Raw genomic sequence first — 22,896 nt, 5'->3', positions numbered from 1 at the left:
GGGGCGGTCATTGCTTGCTCCCGGCCTTGTCTGCGGGCTTGGCGGCCGCAGCGACCGTCTTCGCCTTCGGATCGGCAATCACCTGCACCGTTGTGCCGTCGCGCAGGGCGACCTTGCCGGCGGTGACCACCTGATCACCGGGCGCCAGGCCATCACGGATCTCCACCCACGGGCCCTCGGCGTAACCCAGCTTGACCGGAACGCGTGCGACCTTGCCTTCGCGCACGCGGAACACCGCCGGCTCACCGTCGTCGAGCAACGCCAGGCGCGGTACGACCAGCGCATCGGCACGCTGGTCGTAGTCGATGCGGATGCGACCGAACATGCCGGGCTGCAGCGCGTGTGCGGCGCCGTCGAAGGCGCTGACCACGCGAAACGTGCCGCTGCCCGAATCCACCACCGGCGCGATGCGATCAACGGTGCCGGTGAAGCTCTGCCCCGGCAACGCGTCGGCCGCCAGCGTCACCGGCTGGCCGGCGCGCAGGGTGGCCAGTTCACGCTCGGGCACGTTGAGGGTGGCTTCCAGCCGCGAGTTGTCGACGATGCGGAAGATCGGCGTGTTGATCTGCACGAAGTTGCCGGTCTTGATCGAGCGCGATGCGATCACGCCGGAGATCGGCGCCACCACCGTGGTGTAGGACAGCTCCAGCGTGGCCAGCCGGTACTGCGCGCGGACGTTTTCCAGGTCGTAGCGCAGCTGGTCGACATCGGCGGCGCTGACCATCTGCTGGCCGACCAGCTTCTGTGCGCGCTGGTAATTGTTTTCCAGCTTGCGCATCTGCGCTTCGCTCTGTGCAACGGCCAGCCGTGCACGATCCGGGTCCAGCCGCACCAGCGGTTGGCCGGCGGTGACCCGCTGCCCTTCCTCGACCAGCACCGCCAGCGCCACGCCGGAGGTCTTGGCGACCACCTGCGACTCGGCGCGTGGTTCCAGCGCGGCAGTGCCGGTGTAGCTGGCCGCGACGGCACGATGGCTGGCCACCGCCACCTCGACCGGGACCGCATCGACCTTCTTTTCCTCCTTGGTCTCGGCAGCCTTGGCTTCGGAATTGGGCCCTGCGGCGCAACCGCCCAGCAGCAGGGAGGTGGAGATCAGCAGTGCGGCAGCGCAGATTCCGCTGCGACGGCCGGACAGGAAGGTTGGGTGCGACATCGTCGGGTCCCTGAAGGATGCGTGGACAGGTGTGGTAGCAAAGTAATGCACCACTTCACGGCAACACCATATCCCAAAGGTCATGGTGCCTTCACGCCGCCGGTCGGCCCGACCCCATTTCAGCTAGATGAAACCTGAGGCTATACTCGGGTCGTTCCGTACCCCACGCCGGAACGACCAGACCCGAATCCCCGGAAACGACACCATGCGCCCGCAGCCGCTCGCCGCTTGTCTCGCTCTGGCCGTCCTCCTGCCCCTTGGGGCCGCCGCACAGCCCGCTCCTGCTCCTGCCACACCCGCCCCGGCCCCGGCTCCCGCCGTTGCGCCAGCGCCCGCCGCACCCACCGGCAACTTCGACAATGGCCGCGTCCTGGCCTACACCTGCCAGGGCTGCCACGGGATCACCGGCTACAAGAACGCCTACCCCAGTTACCGGGTGCCGAAGATCGGCGGCCAGACCCAGCAGTACCTGGCCCAGGCCCTGACCGAGTACCGCCAGGGCAAGCGCCGGCATCCGACGATGCAGGCGCAGTCGATGAGTTTCAGCGAACAGGAGATCGCCGATCTCTCTGTTTACCTGTCCACCGTCAAGTAAGGCCCGCCCATGTCGAAAGCCGCGCATCCGATGCGTCACGCCATCGCCCTGTCCGTTGCCCTGCTGCTGGCCGCCTGCTCACAGTCGCAGGTGGAAAACAGCGAAAAATCGGCCGCCGACCCGGGCCATGCCAGCGGCGAGCACGGTTCATCGTCCTCCGCCGGCCTGCCGGCAGGTCGCGAGGCCGCCGGTGAGGCCCGCGCCAAGGTGAAGGGCAAAGCCACCAACCAGAGCTGCATCGACTGCCATGGGGCCGACGGCAATGCGCCGATCGATCCGACCTATCCGAAGCTGGGTGGGCAGTACGGTGACTACCTGGCGCACGCGCTGCAGGCCTACCGCGCCGGTGACCGCCAGCATGCGCTGATGACGCCGCAGGCGAAGGACCTGAGTGATCAGGACATCGCCGATCTGGCGGCGTACTTCGGCAGCCGGCCGAGCCAGCTGCGGGATCTGCACGGGGTCAAATGACGGCCGCCCCCCGGTCGGCGCGGACCGTCGGTTGGTAGGTGCGGACCGTTGGTCCGCACAGATTCCGGATATCCACGCATGGCGTGGATCTGCTGAGCCGAGCGTGGGCTCGGCTCTACATCAATCGGCGCGATCGCTGGCGCCGGTCAACGCTCAGCCTTCCAGCTCTTCCCAGCGCGCGTAAGCGGCATCCAGTTCGGCCTGCACCTTGGCCAGCTGCTGGGTGTGCGCCGTCACTTCAGCACTGCTGCGGGTGTAGAACGATGGGTCGTTCATCGCTGAGGTCAGCCCTTCGACATCGCCTTCCAGCTTCTCGATGGTCTTTGGCAGCTGCTCCAGCTCGCGCGCTTCCTTGTACGCCAGCTTGCGCTTGGGGGCTGCGGGAGTCGCGGCCGCAGCAGCGGCCGGTGCAGCAGTCGCCGGCTTGGCAGCCGGGGCCGCGGCAGGTGCAGCCACGCTGGCCGCATAGCGCTGCCAGTCGCTGTAGCCACCGACGTACTCGCCGATCACGCCGTCGCCTTCCATCACCAGCGTGGAGGTCACCACGTTGTCGATGAAGTCACGGTCGTGGCTGACCAGCAGCAGCGTACCGGTGTACTCGCCCAGCAGCTCTTCCAGCAGCTCCAGGGTTTCCACGTCGAGGTCGTTGGTCGGTTCGTCCATCACCAGCAGGTTGGACGGCTGCGCGAACAGCTTGGCCAGCAGCAGGCGGTTGCGCTCGCCACCGGACAGGCGGGTGATCGGCGCACGCGCGCGCTCGGGGGTGAACATGAAGTCCTGCAGGTAGGCATGCACGTGCTTGCGCTTGCCGTTGAACTCGAGGAAATCGCGGCCTTCGGCCACGTTCTCGATCGCGCTCCAGTCTTCGCGCAGCACCGCGCGGTACTGGTCGAAATAGGCGATCTGCAGGTTGGTGCCCGCATTGACCTCACCCTTGGCCGGCTGCAGTTCACCCAGCAGCAGCTTCAGCAGCGTGGTCTTGCCGCTGCCGTTGGGGCCGATCAGGCCGATGCGGTCGCCACGCAGGATGGTGGTGGTGAAATCGCGGACCATGGTGCGCTCGCCGAAGGCGAACGAAATGTCCTTGACGTCGATGACCTTCTTGCCGGAGCTGACGCCCTGCGCGGCTTCCATCTTGACGTTACCGCTGAGGTCGCGGCGCTGCGAGCGTTCGGTGCGCATCGCCTTGAGGCGGCGCACGCGGCCCTCGTCGCGGGTACGACGGGCCTTGATGCCTTGGCGGATCCAGACTTCTTCCTGCGCCAGCAGCTTGTCGAAGCGGGCATTTTCCTGCGCCTGCGCATTGAGGCGTTCCTCGCGGCGGCGCTCGTAGTTGGCCCAGTCGCCCGGCCAGCTGGTGACCTGGCCGCGATCGATCTCGACGATGCGGGTGGCCAGCGCACGCAGGAAGCGGCGGTCATGGGTGACGAACACCACGCTGCCGCTCCAGCCCTTCAGGAACGCTTCGAGCCAGTCGATGGCTTCGATGTCCAGGTGGTTGGTCGGTTCGTCCAGCAGCAGCACGTCCGGGCTGGAGACCAGTGCACGGGCCAGCAGCACGCGGCGCTTCATGCCGCCGGACAGGCGGCCGAATTCGGCATCGCCGTCGAGGTCGAGCTTGGTCAGCGTTTCGCTGACACGCTGGTCCAGGCCCCAGCCGTTGGCGGCGTCGATCTTGGCCTGCACGTTGCCGAGCGCTTCGCCATCGAAGACCTCGGCATGGCTGAGATGGTGGAACTCGGCCAGCCACTGGCCCAGTTCACCGAGACCATCGGCAACGACGTCGAACACCGAGCCGGCGGCGCCGTGTGGCACTTCCTGCTCCAGGCGGGTGACGCGCACGCCCTGCTGCACGCGGACTTCGCCGTCATCGGGCTTGTGGTCGCCGGACAGCAGCTTGAGCAGGGTGGATTTGCCGGCGCCGTTGCGGCCGATCAGGGCGATGCGTTCGCCCGGCTCGATCGACAGTTCGGCCTTTTCCAGCAACAACGGGCCGCCGACGCTGAAGTCGACGTTCTGCAGAGTAATCAGAGGCATCCGGATATTGTACGGGTTGGGGGCGTCGGCCGGGTTGCACCCGGCACCCGCGGTAGTGCCGGCCGCTGGCCGGCAACCTCAACGGCAACGTCAAAAGCTGGTTTCCTGTGGGATGGCGGGATGGGTCCGGTCGCGGGGGACGCCGTAAACCCGTCTCTGGGGGCTTGGCCGCGGCATCCATGCCGCGGACACCCCCGCAACCGGACCCATCCCACCTTCGACAGATTCCTGCAATCTGTCGGAACTACATTCTGCTCTGGTGGGTGTCGACCTTGGTCGACACGGTAGATCCACGCCATGCGTGGATGAGCGCTACAAGAAGGGTCGATGGATGGAGTCGACTGGAAATCTGATGGCTACCCCACCTCCCCCAGCAACGCCTGCAACCCCGGCAGCCATTGCTTGCCGGGGTGGCGCACCAGCCACAGGGTGCGCTGCAGGGCCGGCAGCGGAGTCTCGAGCACGCGCAGGCGGCCCAGGGCCAGCGGCTCTTCCAGCGCGTGGCGCGACAGGCAGGCCAGGCCGAGGCCGGCGATGGCGGCCTGCTTGATCGCTTCGGTATTGCCCAGCTGCAGGGTCTGCGCGAAGCCACGCAGGTGCGGCAGCAGGGCCTGTTCCACGGCTTCGCGGGTGCCGGAGCCAGGCTCACGCAGCAGCCAGCGTGCGCGGCGCAGTTCATCCAGCGACCAGCGTGCGCGGGCATCGGCGGCAGCCACGATCACCAGTGGGTCCTGCTGCCAGGCGGTCACCTGCAGGCCACGCTCATGGCACGGGCCTTCGATCAGGCCGGCGTCGACGTCCAGGCGCTGTACCGCGGCGACCACGCCGGCACTGTTGTCGATGCGCAGATCGACCTCGGCCTGCGGCGCCTGCCGCAGCAGTTCGGCGATGCGTGGCGGCAGCAGGTAGTTGCCGATGGTGGTACTGGCGGCCAGCACCAGCCGTAGCGGTGCGCCCTGCGACGGGTCGCCGCCGGCGGCCAGCTGCCGCTCCAGATCGGCGGCGTTGACCAGCAAGGTGCGCGCCGGCTCCAGCAGCGCGCGGCCGTGCCCGTTCAGCGCCAGGCGGCGGCCGATGCGGTCGAACAGCGGGGTGCCGAAGTGCGCCTCCAGCTCCTGCAGGGCGGCGCTGCTGGCCGACTGCGAGAGCGCGACGGCCTGGCCGGCGGCAGTGGTGGTGCCATGGTCGGCGATGGCGACGAAGACCTGCAGCTGGCGCAAGGTCAGGCGCATGGAATGTACCCGCTTTATAGGTAGGTTTCACCCATATTATTCGTTTTACAGGTCAGTGACACAGGCGCACGCTTGGCCCATCACTCCAGTCCTGTCGCGCCATGAACGCCACCGCTCTCTCCTCCTGGTCCCTGCCCGCCCTGCGCCAACGCTGGCAGCCTCGCCTGCCCGGCCTGCTGCTGGTGGGCCTGATCGCGGCGGCGTCGCTGTACCTGGCCCAGCTTCCCTGGCTCCAGGCGCATGGCCTGAGCGCGCTGACCGTGGCCATCGTCGCCGGCATCGTGGTCGGCAACACCCTTTACCCGCGGCTGGCGCCGAGCAGCGCGGCCGGTGTCGGCTTCTCCAAGCACTGGCTGTTGCGCGCCGGCATCGTGCTGTACGGCCTGCGCCTGACCTTCCAGGACATCGGCCACGTCGGCGTGGCCGGCGTGCTGATGGACGTGCTGGTGGTCGCCAGCACCTTCGGGCTGGCCTGCTGGCTGGGCATGCGCGTGTTCAAGATGGAGCGCGAAGCGGCGATGCTGATCGGCGCCGGCAGCGCGATCTGCGGCGCGGCGGCGGTGATGGCCGCCGAGCCGGTGGTGCGCGGCCGCGCTGCGCAGGTCACCGTCGCGGTCTCTACGGTGGTGGTGTTCGGCACGCTGGCGATGTTCCTTTACCCGGCGTTGTATGCACTGGTGCAGTCGCACGGCTGGCTGGCAATGGACGCGCGGCAGTACGGCCTGTTCACCGGTGCGACGGTGCATGAAGTGGCACAGGTGGTGGCGGCAGGCCGCGCGGTCAACGAAGCAGCGGCCGACACGGCGGTGATCACCAAGATGGTGCGGGTGATGCTGCTGGCGCCGTTCCTGGTCGCGCTGTCGCTGTGGCTGGCGCGTGGCGGCAAGGCCAGCGCCGACGGCAGCAAGGCGCGCATCGTGGTGCCGTGGTTCGCTTTTGGTTTCGTGGCGGTGGCCGGGTTCAACTCGCTGCATCTGCTGCCGGCGGGCCTGCAGGCGGGGCTGGTGCAGCTGGATACCGTGCTGCTGGCGATGGCGATGGCCGCGCTGGGCCTGACCACCCACGTCTCGGCGCTGCGCCAGGCCGGGCTGAAGCCGCTGCTGCTGGCGCTGATCCTGTTCGCCTGGCTGCTGTTCGGTGGCCTGGCGATCCATCAGGGTGTACTGGCGGTGCTTGGCTGAGCAGGAGCGTGCCGATCCAGGTCGGCATCCACCCGTAGATCCACGCCATGCGTGGATGCCCCCGGGTGTATTCACGCCCTGCGTGGATGACGACTCCGATGGGGTCGGAGCCCTTTCCTGCGGAAAGGGATTCGACCCCATCCGATCAGGCGGGACCGGCCGCGCAGGCAGGTACAATGCGCCATGACTGACTTCTCGACCCTGCCGCTGAGCCCGGCCCTGCAGCCCGGCCTGGATGCCCTCGGCTACACCACCCTCACCCCCGTGCAGGCGCAGAGCCTGCCGGCCATCCTCGATGGCCGTGATGTGATCGCACAGGCACCCACCGGCAGCGGCAAGACCGCCGCCTTCGGCCTTGGCCTGCTGCAGTCCATCGACCCCAGCCTGATCCGCGTGCAGGCGCTGGTGCTGTGCCCGACCCGCGAACTGGCCGACCAGGTCGGCAAGCAGATCCGCAAGCTGGCCACCGGCATCCCCAACCTGAAGCTGTTGCTGCTGGTGGGCGGCGTGCCGCTGGGCCCGCAGCTGGCGTCGCTTGAAGGCCACGATCCGCATGTGGTGGTCGGCACGCCCGGCCGCGTGCAGGAGCTGGCACGCAAGCGCGCGCTGAACCTGGGCGCGGTGCGCACGCTGGTGCTGGACGAGGCCGACCGCATGCTCGACATGGGCTTCGAGGAGCCGATCCGCGAGATCGCCGGCCGCACCCACAAGGATCGCCAGAGCCTGCTGTTCTCCGCCACCTTCCCCGACAGCATCCGCGCCATGGCGCGTGACCTGCTGCGCGACGCGGTGGAAGTGACCGTGGAAGGCGCCGACCAGGCCCCCGCCATCCGCCACCTGTTCTGCGAGGTGGAACCGGCGCACCGCCAGAAGGCGCTGGCCGGCCTGCTGCTCAAGTACACGCCGGAATCGGCGGTCGTGTTCTGCAACACCCGCAAGGACGTGGACGAAGTGGCCAACTCGCTGCAGCAGTTCGGCTTCTCCGCACTGGCCCTGCATGGCGACATGGAGCAGCGCGACCGCGAGGAAGTGCTGTTGCTGCTGGCCAACCGCAGCTGCAACGTGCTGGTCGCCAGCGACGTCGCCGCGCGCGGCCTGGACGTGGAAGAGCTGGCGGCGGTGATCAACTACGAACTGCCGACCGACGTGGAGAGCTACCAGCACCGCGTGGGCCGTACCGGGCGCGCCGGTGCCAGCGGCCTGGCGATCAGCCTGGTGGCCGGCCGCGAGAAGACCCGCGCCGACGCCATCGAAGCGCAGATGGGGCAGCCGCTGGACTGGCAGAAGACGCCGCTGGCAACCTCGCGCCCGGCCGAACTGCCGCAGGCCGCGATGCGCACGCTGCGCATCGACGGTGGCAAGACCGACAAGCTGCGCCCGGGCGACATCCTCGGTGCGCTGACCGGTGATGCCGGCCTGTCGAGCAAGTTCATCGGCAAGATCGCGATCTTCCCGACCCGCTCCTATGTGGCGATCGCGCGTGAGCAGGCCAACAAGGCCGTGGCCAAGCTGGAAGCCGGCAAGATCAAGGGCCGTCGTTTCCGCGTGCGGATGATGTGATTGAAGCAGCGTTGCCAACCACGGTTGGTAACGATCTGGCCTGGTAGCGGCCAACCTTGGTTGGCCCGTCCATGGCACCCGTCGCGAAAAGTGCTGCCAACCAAGGTTGGCAACGACCGGCTCCCGGCCATTCACGCTGGCAGGTGCCAACCCTGGTTGGCACCCACCCTTCGGTCAGAACACCAGTTCGGTGTGCAGCGGCAGGTCCGATTCCCAGCGGGCGCGACCTCCGAGGCCGTCCAGTTCGACCAGTACACCGGCGCCGACCACTTCAACGCCCAGGCGGCGCACCAGCGACAGCGCAGCGACCAGCGTGCCGCCGGTGGCCAGCACGTCGTCGATGATCACCACGCGGGCGCCAGCCGGCAGCGCATCGGCATGCACTTCGATGCAGTCGCTGCGGTATTCCAGCGTGTATTCTTCGCGCAGGACCTGGCCCGGCAGCTTGCCCGGCTTGCGCACCGGCACGAAGCCGACGCCCAGCTCCAGCGCCATCGCGGCACCGAGGATGAACCCACGCGATTCGATGCCGACCACTGCGTCCAGCTTCTGGTCGCGCCAACGGTCGGCCATCGCGGTGATCGCGCCGCGGAAATCCTCGCCATGGGCGAGCAGCGGCATGATGTCCTTGAACAGGATGCCGGGCTTGGGGAAGTCGGCGATGTCGCGCAGGCGGGAGGCCCACTGCGGAGCGACGATGGCGTCGGTCATGTCACATTGGCTATCTGATGGCGGCATAGGGTACCTGTTCCGGGCGCCGCCTGCCTGTTGGTGGTGTCCGGCCGGGCTGCGCCCGGCACCTGCGGTAGTGCCGGCCGCTGGCCGGCAACCTCAACAGCAACGGCAACGGCAACGGCAACAGCAACAGCAACAGCCTGCATTCCGGGGGATGGCGGGGCGGGTCCGGTTGCGGGGGACGCCGTAAATACGTCCGTGTAGGCTCGGTCGCGCCATCCATGGCGTTCACCTCCCCGCAACCGGACCCACCCCGCCTTCGACAGTTTCCTGCGATCTGTCGGAATTGCTCATGGGGTCAGATCCGTTTTACGAAGGAAAACGGATCTGACCCCGGAATTTCATTCGATATCTGACAGATGTGTCGACCAAGGTCGACACCTACCCACAGCCGCGGGAATCTGTCGGGGGTGGGGCGGTGTCGGAGTGCGGGGTGTCAGCCGCATGGATGCGGCTGCCAAGCTTACAGGGACGTACTTGCAGCGTCCCCGCACTCCGACACCGCCCCGCCAAACCACGGAATCCGCTTTTGCTCTGGCTGTTGATCTGGCCTCCGCAGGTGCAGGGCGCAGCCCTGCCGAAACCCACCCTCAGGAACTGCAGGACAGCATCGAGCAACCGGCGCGATTGTCGGCCCACGCCGGGCGCTTGCCAGCGAAGTGTTCCAGGCCGGCACGCTCGGTGTACGGGTCGCGCAGCACGTCCTGCAGTGCATGGACGCCGCCGAGATCCCCCTGCTCTGCGCGGTCGATCGCTTCCTGGGCCAGCCAGTTGCGCAGCACGTACAGCGGGTTGGCCGCTGCCATCTTCGCTTGGCGTTCGCTGGCCGCCAGCGGATCGCGGCGCAGGCGCGCTGCGTAGTCCTGCAGCCAGTGCTGCAGCGGTGCCTGCACTGCCTGTCGCCGCGCCTCGTCGTAGTACACCGCGTCCAGAATCGTCGCATCTGCTGCCGCCGGGTCGATGCGCATCAGTGCGCGCCAGGCCAGGGTCATGTCCATTGCGCCCTCCTGCATCAGCTGTTGCCAGCGCTGGTAGAGCTGCAGGTCATCATCGTCGGCAGCAGCCAGCCCCAGCTTCGCTGCAGCATCGCGACGCGTGCAGGCCACGAACGTGGACTGGTAGGCCGCCAGGCCTGCCTGCAGCGGTGCGACATCGGCGAACAGCGGCGACAGCGCCTGCGCCAATCGGCTCAGGTTCCAGTACGCCACCTGCGGCTGGGTGCCAAAGCGGTAGCGGCGCCCCTGGGCGTCGGTGGTGTTCGGCGTCCAGTCCGGATCGAAGTCCTCGACCCAGCCATAGGGGCCGTAATCCAGCGTCACACCGAGCACGGACAGGTTGTCGGTGTTCATCACGCCGTGCACGAAGCCGACACGCATCCAGTGCGCGATCATCTCGGCGGTGCGCACCGCGATCTGCGCGAACCAGTCGCCGTACAGCGCCTCGCCCTGCCCTTGCAGTTCGGGGAAGTCGCGGGCGATGCAGGCATCCACCAGCTGCTGCAGCAGGGCGGTTTCACCGCGCGAGGCCGGCAGTTCGAACGAACCGAAGCGCAGGAACGACGGCGAGACCCGGCATACGATGGCGCCTGGCTCGGCACGCGGATGGCCGTCATAGAACATGTCGCGCACCACGTCCTCACCGGTGCCGACCAGTGACAACGCGCGCGTAGTCGGCACGCCAAGGTGATGCATCGCCTCGCTGCACAGGAATTCGCGGATCGATGAGCGCAGCACTGCCCGTCCATCGGCCCCCCGCGAGTACGGCGTTGGCCCGGCCCCCTTCAACTGCAGCTCCCAGTGCTGGCCATCCGGCGCAACCAGCTCACCCAGCGAAATCGCACGCCCGTCGCCGAGCTGGCCGGCCCAGTGGCCAAACTGATGGCCACCGTAGTTGGCTGCCCACGGCTGCATGCCGGCGTACAGCGCATTGCCGCCGAATACCTGCGCGAAACCTTCGCTTTCGACTTCAGCGGTATCGAAGCCAAGCATTTCGGCGACGTCCGGCGCCCAGGCCAACAGCGTGGGCGCCGTCACCGGGGTCGGCATCACGGGCGACCAGGCCGCGCCCAGCACTTCGCGCCTGCGCGGGCCGGATTCGGGGTCGCCCGGCAGGGTGTGCAGCAGGCGGTTGTCGAAACGGGGAGTGTCGGTATCCATGGTGCTGGAGATGAGGGCGACGACCGCCCTCCTCAATTGCCGCCGAGCGCCTGCAGGTGGCCGCCGTGGGCCTCGGCACGCTGGTAGGCCGGGCGTTCACCGATACGCTTGAGGAAGCCACGCAGTGCCGGTTTGTCGTCCAGGCCACCACCGCGCGCGGCAGCGGCCTGGATCGGGAAGCTCATCTGGATGTCGGCCGCACTGAAACGCTCGCCGGCAAACCACGGGCTTTCGGCCAGGCGGCGCTCCATCCAGTCCAGGTGCAGGCGCCGCTGCGGGCCGATGAAGCCGCGCTCGGCCTTGTCGGCAATGCTGCGTGCGATCGGGCGCGCGAAGAACGGCATGGGCGCGTTGCGTATGCGGCCCATCACCAGGGTCAGCAGCAACGGTGGCATCGCCGAGCCTTCGGCGTAGTGCAGCCAGTAGCGGTAAGCGATGCGTTCGGCCCCGTCGGCCGGCATTGGTGACGGCGACAGCTGGCGTTGCGTGTCGTAACGATCAGCGAGGTAGTCGAGGATCGCGCCGGACTCGGCCAGTACCAGCTCACCATCCTGCAGTACCGGAGACTTGCCGAGCGGATGCACGTTGCGCAGTTCCGGCGGCGCCAGCAGCGTCTTCGGATCGCGCGGATAGCGGCGCAGTTCGTAGTCCAACCCCAGCTCCTCCAGCATCCACAGCACGCGCAGCGAACGGGAGTTTTCCAGATGGTGGACGATGCGCATGGGGGTGATCCCTTGGGGAGACGCGCATCGTACCGCGCCGGCTGCATGTCCTTTGTAGAGTCGAGCCATGCTCGACTGTCTTTGGGCGCAGTCCAGCATGGCTCGACTCTACAAAAAAAAGGCGGGCAATAAAAAACGCCGGAAGCTTTCGCTTCCGGCGTTCTGGCTACCCAACGGTAGCAGACGGATTAGACCGCCTGCACCTGGTCAGCCTGCATGCCCTTCTGACCCTGGACGGCGATGAAGGTAACCTTCTGGCCTTCCTGCAGGGTCTTGAAGCCGGTGCCCTGGATCGCGCGGAAGTGCACGAACAGGTCCGGGCCGCTTTCCGGGGTGATGAAGCCGAAGCCCTTGGCGTCGTTGAACCACTTGACGGTACCGGTCTGACGTTCAGACATTTTTACTAACTCCTGAAACACATGTTGAAAAAAATCGCAGCCACCGGGTATCGGGGCCGAGACTGAGTTGCAGGCGTTGGTAAAGCGGATCGATGAGCGGATCGTGAGATCAACTGCACCAGGCCACGATTCACGGTGACCCTAGCAAACACAGTGGGTCGCACGATACGCGTGTTTTCTGCAAAAAGCGATAGCCCCGACGTTCATGGGAATACGTCACCCGCTAGGCGTGACAAGGGTTGGCAGCCTCTCGCGGCTAACTCCGAGTCCCCATTCAGGTTTTTCCTACCCTACACTGGGTAAATGACTGAAGCTGAAATCCCCGCTGAACACGCCTCTCCCCGCATCTGGGTGGATGCGGACGCCTGTCCGACCGTCATCCGCGACATCCTGTTCCGTGCGGCTGAACGGGTCGGGATCGAACTGACCCTGGTCGCCAACCAGTGGATCCGCACCCCGCCCTCGCGCTGGCTGCGCTCGATCCAGGTGCCGCAGGGGCTGGACGTGGCCGACAGCGCCATCGTCGAGCGGGTCGCCGCGGGGGACCTGGTGGTCACCCAGGACATCCCGCTGGCCGCGCTGGTGCTGGAGAAGCAGGCCGTCGCGCTGAACCCGCGCGGCCAGTTGTACACACCGAACAACATGGCCGAGCGACTGTCGATGCGCAATTTCATGGAGGAACTGCGCGGCGCCGGGGTCCAGACCGGCGGACCGCCGCCCCTGGGCCCCCGCGACCGGCAGCTGTTCGCCGCCGAGCTGGACCGCTGGCTGGCGCGACGCCCGGCCCGCTGAGCGCCTGGCCGCCCTAAGCCGGAAGGCTCAGGCTGCGGCCGCTGCTGAACATCCGTCGTGCACCACTCAACGGGTCATCGAAAGCCAGGGCCCGCGCCAGCAGCTGCAGCGGCGCCTCGGCTACGTCCGGTGCCCGTTGCCGAAGCTGCGGGTACAGGTCGTCACCCATGATCGGCGCCCCCAGCATGGCCATGTGCACGCGCAGCTGATGCTTGCGGCCGGTTTCCGGCAGCAGCCGGTAGCGCCAGATCGGCCCTTCGGCCTCGATCAGCTCGATCCGGCTGCGCGCATTGGCCTCGCCGGGCACTTCGGCCATGCGGAAGAACGGCTCGCCCGGCACCAGGCGGCTGTACCGCTGCAGCGGAAACTCCCGCCCCGGCAGCGCCGGTGCCAAGGCCTCATAGGTCTTTTCGATGCGCCGCTCACGGAACAGGCGCTGGTAAGCATCGCGCGACGCACGCTGGGTCGAGAACAGCACCAACCCGGCCGTCAGCCGATCCAGCCGGTGCAGCGGCACCAGATCGGCATTGCCGGTGCGGGCGACCAGCCGCGCCAGCAGCGTCTCGCGTACATGCCCGCCCGCCGGTGTCACCGGCAGGAAATGCGGCTTGTCGGCCACCAGCAGGTGCGCATCCAGATGGACGATGGTTTCGGTGAAGGGGATCACCGGTTCGTCGGCCACCTCGCGGAAGTACTGGATGTCCAGCCCGACCTGCCAGGGCATGTCCGCAGTGAGCGCCCTGCCCTGTGCGTCCAGCACGCGGCCGCGCGCGAAGCGATCCTGCCATTGCGCGCGCGCGATGCGCGGAAAACGTGCACACAGGCCATCCAGCAGGGTGGCCCAGGGGCCGGGCGGCAGCTGCAACCGGCTGGGCAAGCTCATCAAGCTCATGGCGTCCACTCCGGCCACGGGAAAGAGCGCAAGAGTGCCACCGTTGACGGTGCGCAGACAGTCCGGCCACGGACACCCCCGGAGCAAACCTCTATCATTGTCCTCTTTAGTCCACGGATCCCCCATGGCTCTTACCGCCACCATCCGCAAGGCCGAACTGCAGATCAGCGACATGGATCGCGGCTACTACGCGACCCACAACCTGACCCTGGCCCAGCATCCGTCCGAGACCGACGAGCGCCTGATGGTGCGCCTGCTCGCCTTCGCGCTGAACGCCGGCGATCGCCTGGAGTTCGGCCGCGGCCTGAGTACCGATGACGAGCCCGATCTGTGGGAACACGACTACACCGGCGACATCCTGCAGTGGATCGACCTGGGCCATCCGGACGAATCGCGCATCCGCAAGGCCAGCAATCGCAGCCGCCAGGTGCAGGTGGTCAACTACGGCGGCAACGCCTCGGAGATCTGGTGGAGCAAGCAGGGCAAGGGCCTGGCGCGCTTCGACAATCTTTCGGTGGTCGCTCTGGACGGCGAATTCGTCGAGCGCTGGGGCCAGCAGATCCAGCGTGCCATGCGTTGGAGCGTGCTGATCCAGGACGGCGAAGTGCAGCTGCTCAACGACCAGATCCAGCTCGACGTGATCCCGGACTGGCGCAAGCGCGCCAAGGCATGAGCACCATCCGTTGCGATGTGGTGGTCATCGGTGCCGGCGCAGCCGGGCTGATGACCGCGATCACTGCCGGCCAGCGCGGCCGCCAGGTGCAGGTGATCGACCATGCCAACAAGGTCGGCAAGAAGATCCTGATGTCCGGCGGTGGCCGCTGCAACTTCACCAACACCGGCACCACCCCGGCCAACTTCCTGTCGGCCAACCCGCACTTCTGCAAGTCGGCGCTGGCCCGCTACACGCCCTGGCATTTCATCGAGCTGGTGCACAAGCACGGCATCGCCTATCACGAAAAGGAACTGGGGCAGCTGTTCTGCGATATCTCGTCCAAGCAGATCGTGAAGATGCTGGTGGACGAGTGCCAGGCGGCCGGCGTACAGATCCGTACCGAGTGCAGCGTGCAGCGCATCGAGCACGGCAGCGATGGTTTCCGCGTGCACACCACCCAGGGCCTGTTCCATTGCGCCTCGCTGGTGGTTGCCACCGGTGGCCTGTCGATTCCCAGCATGGGGGCCAGCGGCTTTGGCTATGAGGTGGCCCGCCAGTTCGGCCACCAGGTACTGCCGACCCGCGCCGGGCTGGTGCCGCTGACCCTCAGCGGCAAGCACCAGGAGCGGCTGGCCGACCTCAGCGGCGTCGCACTGCCGATCGAGGCGCGCTGCAACGGAAAGAGTTTCCAGAACTTCATGCTGCTGACCCACCGTGGCGTAAGCGGCCCGGCCATCCTGCAGATTTCGTCGTTCTGGCAGCCCGGCGATGCGCTGGAGCTGGACCTGTTGCCGGGCCAGGATGCCGGCGAGTGGTTGCGCCAGATGAAGCGCGACCGCCCGGCCGCCGAGCTGCGCACGGTGCTGGGCGAGGTACTGCCGAAGCGGCTGGCGCAACGCCTGTGCGAGCACTGGCTGCCCGACCGGCCCGTGCGCCAGCTGGACGAGCCGGTGCTGCGCCAGGTCGCGCAGCTGCTGGGCGCATTCCCGCTGGTGGCCAGCGGCACCGAAGGCTACCGCACCGCCGAGGTCACCCTGGGCGGCGTGGACACCGCCGAAGTGTCATCCTCGACGATGGAATCCAAGCGCGTGCCCGGCCTGCACTTCGTTGGCGAGGTGCTGGACGTGACCGGCTGGCTGGGCGGCTACAACTTCCAATGGGCCTGGGCCAGCGGCCACGCAGCGGGCGGCGTGGTGTGAACCACTTCGCCGTTCGACGCGCGCCAGGGGTGCGCGCATGGACGGTTCGCCGCGCATCGTGTATCTAGATTCGCAGATTGGGGAGCAGTGCATGCAGAACGCGAACGACATCACCATCCGCCTGCTGATCGTCGATGACAGCGGCGAGAATGCCGAAGCCATCGTCAGCACCCTGCGCAACAGCGGCATCGCGGTACGTCCGTGGCGCCCGCAGGATGCGGCCGAGCTGGCCCAGGTGCTGGCCAGCCAGGCCATCGACCTGGTGCTGGCCTCGCCTTCGCAGGGCATCCCGCTGCAGCTGGCGGCCCAGCACATCGCCGCCAGCGGCAAGGACATCCCGCTGGTGCTGCTGGCCGAGCGCATCGACGAGGACGAACTGGTGCAGGCCAGCAGCCATGGCATCCGCGCCCTCGCCCTGCGCCAGCGCCCCGAGCATCTGCTCGCCGTGGTCCGCGACCAGTGGGTCGACCTGCAGGCGCGTCGCGGCCTGCGCCGGATCGAGGCGCAGATGCGCGAGACCGAGCGCCGCTGCGACGCGCTGATCGCCTCCTCGCGCGACCCCATCGCCTATGTGCATGAAGGCATGCACATCCGCGCCAACGACGCCTATCTGGAGATGTTCGGCTACGAGCATTTCGAGGACATCGAAGGCATTTCGCTGCTGGACATGGTCGCCGCCCAGCACGTGGAGGGCTTCAAACAGCTGCTCAAAGGCCTCAGCCGTGGCGAGGCGCCGCCGCCGCAGTACCAGCTCGACGCGCGCCACGAGGACGGCAGTTCCTTCCCGGCGACGATGGAATTTGCCGCGGCCACCTACGAGGGCGAGTCCTGCCTGCAGGTGGTGCTCCGCCGCCGCATGGAGTTCGACCCCGAGCTGGCACGCGAGGTCGAGGACCTGCGCCAGCGCGACCAGGTCACCGGCCTGCTCAATCGCCCGACCTTCATGCTGCAGCTGGAAAGCGCGGTGGCCCAGGCCGGGCGCAGCGAGGGTCAGTTCGGCCTGCTGCTGATCGAGCCTGACCACTACGCGCGCCTGCTGCCGGATATCGGCCTGGCATCGGCCGACATCCTGATCGGCGCTCTCGCCGCCCTGCTGGCCGAGGTGGTCGGCGAGGACGCGCAACTGGCCCGCTTCGGCGAACACAATTTCGCCGTGCTGCAGGCCGGGCCCTACGCGCAGACCGTGGCGCTGGCCGAGCGCATCCGCGAAGCCTATGCCGCACATGTCTTCAGCATCGGCGCACGCTCGGCCACGGTGACGGTCAGCATCGGTGGCGTGCAGGTGGGCGAGAAGATCGCCAGCATCGGCCAGGTGCTGGCGCGCGCCAGCGACTGCACCCAGGCCGCCGCCGAACTGGGCAACACCTGCCGCATCTTCGACCCGGCTGCCGCCGACCGTGTCGAGGAAGAACGCGTACAGCGCTGGGTTGCGCGCATCCGCGAGGCGCTGTCTGGCGACGGCTTCCAGCTGCACTACCAGCCGGTGCTGAACCTGCAGGGCGAGCCACTGGAGCTGTACGAGGCCTACCTGCGCCTGGAGAACAATGGCGAGCTGCTGAGCCCGACCGCGTTCCTGGGCATCGCCGAGGAACACGGCCTGCTGGCCGACATCAACCGCTGGGTGGTCTCGCAGGCCATCGCGGTGCTCGGCCAGCGGGCACGCGAAGGCAACGCCACGCAGGTGCTGGTGAAGGTGACGCCGGAATCGTTCGAGGACCCGCAGATGATCGCCACGCTGCGCCGCGAACTGCAGGCACAGGGCGTGCCCGGCGAACGGCTGTGGCTGCATGCGCCGGAAGCGAAGGTTTTCACCCACCTGCGCAGTGCGCAGCAGTTCCTAGCCGAAGTGGCGCCGCTGGGCTGCCGCATCGGCCTGGAGCAGTTCGGTTCGGGGCTGGATTCATTCCAGCTGCTGGCCCACTTCCAGCCGCAGTTCCTCAAGCTGGACCGGGGCTTCACCAGCGACCTGGCCGCCACGCGCGAGAACATCGACCGCATCAGCCAGATCACCGCGCGCGCACAGGAAGCGGGTATCCGCACCATTGCCGAGTTCGTCAGCGATGCCAACTCGATGACGCTGCTGTTCAGTGCCGGCGTGGATTACGTGCAGGGCGACTTCGTCGGCCCGGCGCTGCCGGAGATGGGCTTCGAGTTCGGGTGACGCCTCTCTGTAGAGCCGAGCCACGCTCGGCTGCGGGACTCAAGCGAAGAGCAGCCGAGCATGGCTCGGCTCTACACAAACGAGAAGGCCGGCGTTCGCCGGCCTTTTCGTTGATCAGGTCATGTCGACCAGATTTTCGATCTTCACGTCCGGATTGACGTCGGCCTCGTAGTCCACGCCCTCCACGCCGAAGCCGAACAGGCGCAGGAAGTCGGCCTTGTAGCCGGCCAGGTCGCTGATCTCGTACAGGTTCTCGTTGGTCACCTGCGGCCACAGCGCGACCACCCTGCCCTGCACATCTGCGGCCATTTCCTTGTAATCGGCGCGCAGGCGGCCTTCCTCATCGATCAGCGCAACGGTGCGGCCATCGCCATCGACCAGGTCGTGGCGCAGGCGATCGATCGCCACGCCGTCGGCCTTGCCGCCGTAGAGGATGTCGTACAGCACGTCCAGCTGTTCGATGCAGCCTTCGTGGGTGCCCTTTTCCTTCATCACCTTGAACAGCAGCGACAGGTACAGCGGCATGGTCGGAATGGCCGAGCTGGCCTGGGTCACCACCGCCTTCAGCACCGATACGCGTGCATCGCCACCGATCTTGGCCAGCTTCTCGCGCAGGCCCAGCACCTTGGTGTCCAGGTCCTTCTTGGCCGCACCGATCGAGCCATTCCAGTAGATCGCCTGGGTGATCTCTTCGCCCACGTAGGTGAAGGCGGTGGTGGTGCAGCCGTTGGCCAACACGCCGGCATCGGCGAGCGCGTCGATCCACATCTGCCAGTCTTCACCGCCCATCACCGCGACGGTACCGGCGATCTCTTCCGGGGTAGCCGGCTGCAGGTGGGTCTCGGTCAGCACTTCCTTGTCGGTATCCAGGCCACGCAGGGTGATCGGCTCGCCGATCGGCTTCAGCGAGGAGCTGATGATCTCGCCGGTCTTCGGATGCTTGCGGCGCGGCGCCGCCAGGCTGTAGACAACCTGGTCGACCTGGCCGAGATCGGCCTTGATCATTTCGATGGTCTTCGCCTTCACTTCATCGGAGAAGGCATCGCCGTTGATGCTCTTGGCATACAGGCCGGCTTCGTCGGCGTACTTGTGGAACGCAGCCGAGTTGTACCAGCCCGCCGTGCCCGGCTTGGTCTCGCTGCCCGGCCGTTCGAAGAAGATGCCGAGGGTGGCGGCGCCACTGCCAAAGGCAGCGGTGATGCGCGCGGCCAGGCCGTAGCCGGTCGACGCACCGATCACCAGCACCCGCTTGGGACCGTTCTGGATCGGTGGGCGCGCGCGGATGTAGTCGATCTGCTGCTTGACCGCGGCCTCGCAGCCGGTCGGGTGGGTGGTGACGCAGATGAAGCCGCGGACGCGCGGTTTGATGACCATGGATACCTCGGGTTGGCAGATGCGGCGCACGGGGCGCTCAGCAGGAATACGGGCGCGCGCCTGCGCGCGCGAACCGCAGGATCGTAGTGCGCGGGGGACGATTGCACAACCGACGCTGGCGTAGGGTGGGGTTTGTTTTGCAGGGTTGCATCCTGCACCCGCGGTAGTGCCGGCCGCTGGCCGGCAACCTCAACAGCAGCGTCAAAAGCGGGGTTCCTGTGGGTTGGCGGGGTGGATCCGGTTGCGGGGGGCGCTGCAAGTACGTCCATGTAAGCTCGGTCGCCGCATCCATGCGGCTCACGCCCCCGCAACCGGACCCACCCCGCCTTCGACAGATTTCCGCGACCTGTCGGGACAGCATTCTTCTCTGGTGGGTGTCGACCTTGGTCGACACGGTAGATCTGATTCCAGTTTGATTATCGATATCTGACAGATGTGTCGACCAAGGTCGACACCTACCAACAGCCGCAGGAATCTGTCAGAGGCGGGGCGGTGTCGGAGTGCGGGGTGTCAGCCGCATGGATGCGGCTGCCAAGCCTACACGGACGTACTTGCGGCGTCCCCGCACTCCGACACCGTCCCGCCCAACCACGGAATGCACTCTGTTGCTGTTGCTGTTGCCGGCCAGCGGCCGGCACTACCGTGGGTGCAGGGCTGCAAGCCCTGCACACAAAAAAACCCCGCTTGCGCGGGGTTCTCTGTGTGCCGCATGCAGCAGATGCTTACGGGCGACGGGCCAGGGCCTCGACGTCCTTCGCCTTCGGCAGCAGGTCCTGCTTGCTGACGCGCAGGAAGCCGATCGTCAGCATCGGCACCGCGACCAGGATCGAGGACAGCACCACGATCACCGCACCGATCATGTGCGTCTCGGCCAGGCCTTCCATCGACGCACCGCCGTACAGGTACAGGGCAAGCGCCGACAGGAAGAACATCACCGCGGTGATCACCGTACGCGACAGCGTCTGGTTGATCGAACGGTTCAGCACCTCCATCGAGTCCACGCGCAGGCTGCGGAAGTTCTCGCGGACGCGGTCGAACACCACGATGATGTCGTTGATCGCAAAGCCCATCACCGACAGCAGGCCGGCCAGCACGGTCAGGTCGAACTCACGGCCCAGCAGGGACACGTAGGCGACCGTCACGATCAGGTCGAACATCGCCACGATGCTGGCGGTGACCGCGAACTTCCATTCGAAGCGCACCGCGATGTAGATCAGGAAGCCGGCCAGCATGAAGATGGTGGCGTACAGGCCGTTCTTCGCCAGGTCCTTGCCGATCTGCGGGCCGACGAATGCGGTACTCATCACCGTGGCCTGGTTGTCGGCGCTGGACAGCACCTTCACCACGGCCGCGGCGGTGGCCTTATCCTCGGCAGCGGCATCACCGGTGCCCGGCGCATGCTCGCCGTGCGGCGCCAGGCGGATCAGCAGGTCGGTATTGCCACCGACGCTCTGCACCTGGGCACCGTCGAAGCCGTTCTGCTCCAGCTTGGCGCGGACCTGCTCGACGTCCACGGCCTTCTCGAAACGCGTTTCGATCAGGGTGCCGCCGGTGAAGTCCAGTGCGTAGTTGAAGCCCTTGATGCCGATGATGGCGACCGAGGCCAGGAACACCACGATGGTGACTGCCATGGCGACATGGCGCCAGCGCATGAAGTCGATCTTGGTGTCGTTCGGGAGGATGTGCAGCGGAAACAGTTTCATTGTGCGTGTCGTCCCGTCAGATGGCCACGTTCTGGAGCTTCTTGCGACGGCCGTAGATCAGCGTCGCCAGCGCACGCGACACGGTGATCGCAGTGAACATGGAGGCGAAAATACCGATGATCATGGTCAGCGCGAAGCCCTTCAGCGGACCGGTACCGAATGCGAACAGCGCCACGCCGACGATCAGGCCGGTCAGGTTGGCGTCGAGGATGGTGCCCGAGGCACGCTCGTAACCGGTCACGATCGCGGTCTTGCCCGGCACGCCGGCGCGCAGTTCTTCACGGATACGCTCGTTGATCAGCACGTTGGCGTCCACCGACAGGCCCACCGACAACGCCAGGCCGGCGAAGCCCGGCAGGGTCATGGTCGCGCCGAACAGCGACATCACCGCCACCACGATCAGCAGGTTGAACAGCATCGCCGCCGAGGTGATCACACCGAACATGCGGTAGTAGATGCTGAAGAACACCAGGGTGAACAGGAACGCGAACACCACCGCGCGCATGCCGTTCTTGACGTTCTCGGCGCCCAGGCTCGGGCCGACCACGCGCTCTTCGACGAAGTCCATCGGCGCGGCCAGCGAGCCGGACTTCAGCAGCTTGGCCAGGTCCTCGGCTTCCTTCTTCTGCAGGCCGGTGGTCTGGAAGTTCTTGCCGAACACGCCGTTGATGTTGGCCACCGAGATCACTTCCTCGTTGACCTTGAAGCCACGCACTTCCTGGCCGTCGACGACGGTCACGGTCGGCACGCGTTCGGTGTAGACCACCGCCATCGGCTTGTTCACGTTGGCGCTGGTGAAGTCGAACATGCGCTGGCCGCCGACATTGTTCAGCGTCACGCTGACGGCCGGGGAGCCACTGTTCGAATCGGTCACCGCCTGCGCGCCGACCATCTGGTCACCGGTGACGATCACGCGCTTGTTCAGCAGGATCGGGCCGCGGCCATCACGCTGCTGGTAGACCTTCGCTTCCGGCGGGATGCGGCCGGAATTGATGGCGTCCTGCGCATTGCCCTCGACCACCGCGCGGTACTCCAGGGTGGCGGTGGCGCCGATCATGCGCTTGGCTTCGGCGGTGTCCTGCACGCCCGGCAGCTGCACGACCACACGGTCGGCACCCTGGCGCTGGATGATCGGCTCGGCCACGCCGAGCTGGTTCACGCGGTTGCGCAGGGTGTTGATGTTCTGCTCGATGGCGCCGTTGGCGATCTGCGTGATCTCGGTCTCCGGCACGGTGACCGTGATGCGGTTGCCGCTGACGTCATAGCCGAGCGTCGGCTGTGCCTTGACCAGGGCGGCACGGGCACGCTGCGCGGCGTCGTCACCGGCGGACGGGCTCAGGTTGGCCACGATGCTGTTGTCCGCACGGCGCTCCACCGACTGGTAGGCGATGCGGGCGTCACGCAGGGTGCTGCGCACGTCTTCGGTGTAGGCATCCAGGCGCTTGTCGAGGGCGGCCTTCTGGTCGACCTGCAGCACGAAGTGCACGCCACCCTGAAGGTCCAGGCCGAGCACCATCGGGCGACCGCCCAGCCGGGCCAGCCAGTCCGGCACGGTCGAGGCCAGGTTCAGGGCCACCGTGTACTTCTCGCCGACGGTGTCGCGCAGGGCATCGCTGGCCGCAGACTGCGACTTCAGGTCCGGCAGACGGACGATCAGGCTTTCCCCTTCCTTTTCGGCACCGATGGCAGTGACCCCGGCCTTCTTCAGGTCGGCCAGCACACGGTCGCGCAGCGCATCGTCGATCTGCCCGCCACGGTTGGCGGTGATCTGGATGGCCGGGTCCTTCTGGTAGATGTTGGGCAGCGCGTACAGCGCACTGAGCGCCAGTACGATCAGGATGACGACGTACTTCCAGCGTGGAAATTCGAGCATTGCTTGG

At 67.0% G+C, this 22,896-nt stretch carries 19 protein-coding genes; 8 read left to right on the top strand and 11 right to left on the bottom strand.

The features are described 5' to 3' along the window. Positions 1 to 7: 7 nt before the first annotated feature. Complete coding sequence (locus AC5P98_RS05455) at positions 8 to 1,153, bottom strand: efflux RND transporter periplasmic adaptor subunit (RefSeq protein WP_049403875.1); 1,146 nt, start codon at positions 1,151 to 1,153, stop codon at positions 8 to 10. A 205-nt stretch (positions 1,154 to 1,358) separates the two neighbouring features. Between AC5P98_RS05455 and AC5P98_RS05450 the strand changes: the two genes are divergently transcribed. Together AC5P98_RS05450 and AC5P98_RS05445 are read left to right on the top strand one after the other, a co-directional pair. Beyond that, positions 1,359 to 1,748, top strand: coding sequence for a c-type cytochrome (locus AC5P98_RS05450; protein WP_014646842.1), 390 nt, complete (start codon positions 1,359 to 1,361; stop codon positions 1,746 to 1,748). 9 nt (positions 1,749 to 1,757) lie between these two features. Then, the gene (locus tag AC5P98_RS05445) at positions 1,758 to 2,219 is read left to right on the top strand and encodes a c-type cytochrome (protein WP_005416218.1); all 462 of its coding nucleotides are present in this window, start codon (positions 1,758 to 1,760) and stop codon (positions 2,217 to 2,219) included. Between the two features lie 153 nt (positions 2,220 to 2,372). On the opposite strand, the gene AC5P98_RS05440 is transcribed toward AC5P98_RS05445, so the two are convergent. Then, positions 2,373 to 4,256 carry an ATP-binding cassette domain-containing protein gene (locus tag AC5P98_RS05440; protein ID WP_014646841.1) on the bottom strand — a complete coding sequence of 628 codons (1,884 nt, stop codon included), beginning with the start codon at positions 4,254 to 4,256 and terminating at the stop codon, positions 2,373 to 2,375. Between the two features lie 356 nt (positions 4,257 to 4,612). Continuing rightward, a complete protein-coding gene (locus AC5P98_RS05435; protein WP_014646840.1) occupies positions 4,613 to 5,488 on the bottom strand; it encodes a LysR substrate-binding domain-containing protein in 876 nt (291 codons plus the stop codon). 101 nt (positions 5,489 to 5,589) lie between these two features. Here AC5P98_RS05435 and AC5P98_RS05430 point away from each other — a divergent pair, with 101 nt between their 5' ends. Beyond that, positions 5,590 to 6,669, top strand: coding sequence for a YeiH family protein (locus AC5P98_RS05430; protein ID WP_032960449.1), 1,080 nt, complete (start codon positions 5,590 to 5,592; stop codon positions 6,667 to 6,669). 183 nt (positions 6,670 to 6,852) lie between these two features. Then, a complete protein-coding gene (gene dbpA / locus AC5P98_RS05425; protein WP_049405270.1) occupies positions 6,853 to 8,229 on the top strand; it encodes an ATP-dependent RNA helicase DbpA in 1,377 nt (458 codons plus the stop codon). Between the two features lie 174 nt (positions 8,230 to 8,403). Here dbpA and AC5P98_RS05420 read toward each other — a convergent pair whose 3' ends face one another. From AC5P98_RS05420 to AC5P98_RS05405, 4 genes are all read right to left on the bottom strand, one after another. Continuing rightward, positions 8,404 to 8,940, bottom strand: coding sequence for an adenine phosphoribosyltransferase (locus AC5P98_RS05420; protein ID WP_049405272.1), 537 nt, complete (start codon positions 8,938 to 8,940; stop codon positions 8,404 to 8,406). 614 nt (positions 8,941 to 9,554) lie between these two features. After that, a complete protein-coding gene (locus AC5P98_RS05415) occupies positions 9,555 to 11,120 on the bottom strand; it encodes a protein adenylyltransferase SelO (protein ID WP_049404197.1) in 1,566 nt (521 codons plus the stop codon). 32 nt (positions 11,121 to 11,152) lie between these two features. Further along, complete coding sequence (locus AC5P98_RS05410) at positions 11,153 to 11,842, bottom strand: glutathione S-transferase family protein (RefSeq protein ID WP_014646835.1); 690 nt, start codon at positions 11,840 to 11,842, stop codon at positions 11,153 to 11,155. Positions 11,843 to 12,030: 188 nt separating this feature from the next. After that, a complete protein-coding gene (locus AC5P98_RS05405) occupies positions 12,031 to 12,240 on the bottom strand; it encodes a cold-shock protein (protein ID WP_005416210.1) in 210 nt (69 codons plus the stop codon). 303 nt (positions 12,241 to 12,543) lie between these two features. On the opposite strand from AC5P98_RS05405, the gene AC5P98_RS05400 reads away from it, so the two are divergent. After that, on the top strand, positions 12,544 to 13,032 hold the full coding sequence (locus tag AC5P98_RS05400) for a YaiI/YqxD family protein (protein WP_049404194.1): 489 nt from the start codon (positions 12,544 to 12,546) through the stop codon (positions 13,030 to 13,032). 13 nt (positions 13,033 to 13,045) lie between these two features. Here the strand turns inward: AC5P98_RS05400 and AC5P98_RS05395 are convergent, their stop codons facing one another. Further along, complete coding sequence (locus tag AC5P98_RS05395; protein WP_014646833.1) at positions 13,046 to 13,915, bottom strand: pseudouridine synthase; 870 nt, start codon at positions 13,913 to 13,915, stop codon at positions 13,046 to 13,048. Positions 13,916 to 14,048: 133 nt separating this feature from the next. Here AC5P98_RS05395 and AC5P98_RS05390 point away from each other — a divergent pair, with 133 nt between their 5' ends. The 3 genes from AC5P98_RS05390 (at position 14,049) to AC5P98_RS05380 (ending at position 17,939) form a co-directional block, all read left to right on the top strand. Then, positions 14,049 to 14,597 carry a YaeQ family protein gene (locus AC5P98_RS05390; protein ID WP_014646832.1) on the top strand — a complete coding sequence of 183 codons (549 nt, stop codon included), beginning with the start codon at positions 14,049 to 14,051 and terminating at the stop codon, positions 14,595 to 14,597. After that, positions 14,594 to 15,778, top strand: a complete 1,185-nt coding sequence (locus tag AC5P98_RS05385; protein WP_049404191.1) for a BaiN/RdsA family NAD(P)/FAD-dependent oxidoreductase — start codon at positions 14,594 to 14,596, stop codon at positions 15,776 to 15,778. Before AC5P98_RS05390 ends, AC5P98_RS05385 begins: the two co-directional genes overlap by 4 nt. A 91-nt stretch (positions 15,779 to 15,869) precedes the next feature. After that, positions 15,870 to 17,939: an EAL domain-containing response regulator gene (locus tag AC5P98_RS05380; RefSeq protein ID WP_049404199.1), complete on the top strand. Its 2,070-nt coding sequence runs from the start codon at positions 15,870 to 15,872 to the stop codon at positions 17,937 to 17,939. A gap of 114 nt (positions 17,940 to 18,053) precedes the next feature. Here the strand turns inward: AC5P98_RS05380 and fabV are convergent, their stop codons facing one another. The 3 genes from fabV to secD all read right to left on the bottom strand — a co-directional run bounded on the left by fabV (position 18,054) and on the right by secD (position 22,889). Next, complete coding sequence (fabV, locus tag AC5P98_RS05375) at positions 18,054 to 19,313, bottom strand: enoyl-ACP reductase FabV (RefSeq protein ID WP_041863324.1); 1,260 nt, start codon at positions 19,311 to 19,313, stop codon at positions 18,054 to 18,056. Between the two features lie 722 nt (positions 19,314 to 20,035). Then, the gene (gene secF, locus AC5P98_RS05370) at positions 20,036 to 21,016 is read right to left on the bottom strand and encodes a protein translocase subunit SecF (RefSeq protein WP_014646828.1); all 981 of its coding nucleotides are present in this window, start codon (positions 21,014 to 21,016) and stop codon (positions 20,036 to 20,038) included. 16 nt (positions 21,017 to 21,032) lie between these two features. Beyond that, on the bottom strand, positions 21,033 to 22,889 hold the full coding sequence (gene secD, locus AC5P98_RS05365) for a protein translocase subunit SecD (protein ID WP_014646827.1): 1,857 nt from the start codon (positions 22,887 to 22,889) through the stop codon (positions 21,033 to 21,035). Positions 22,890 to 22,896: the final 7 nt, after the last annotated feature.

The organism is Stenotrophomonas sp. YJH_SMC_135, assembly GCF_059372355.1.
This window is presented reverse-complemented; position numbering and strand designations above follow the sequence as displayed.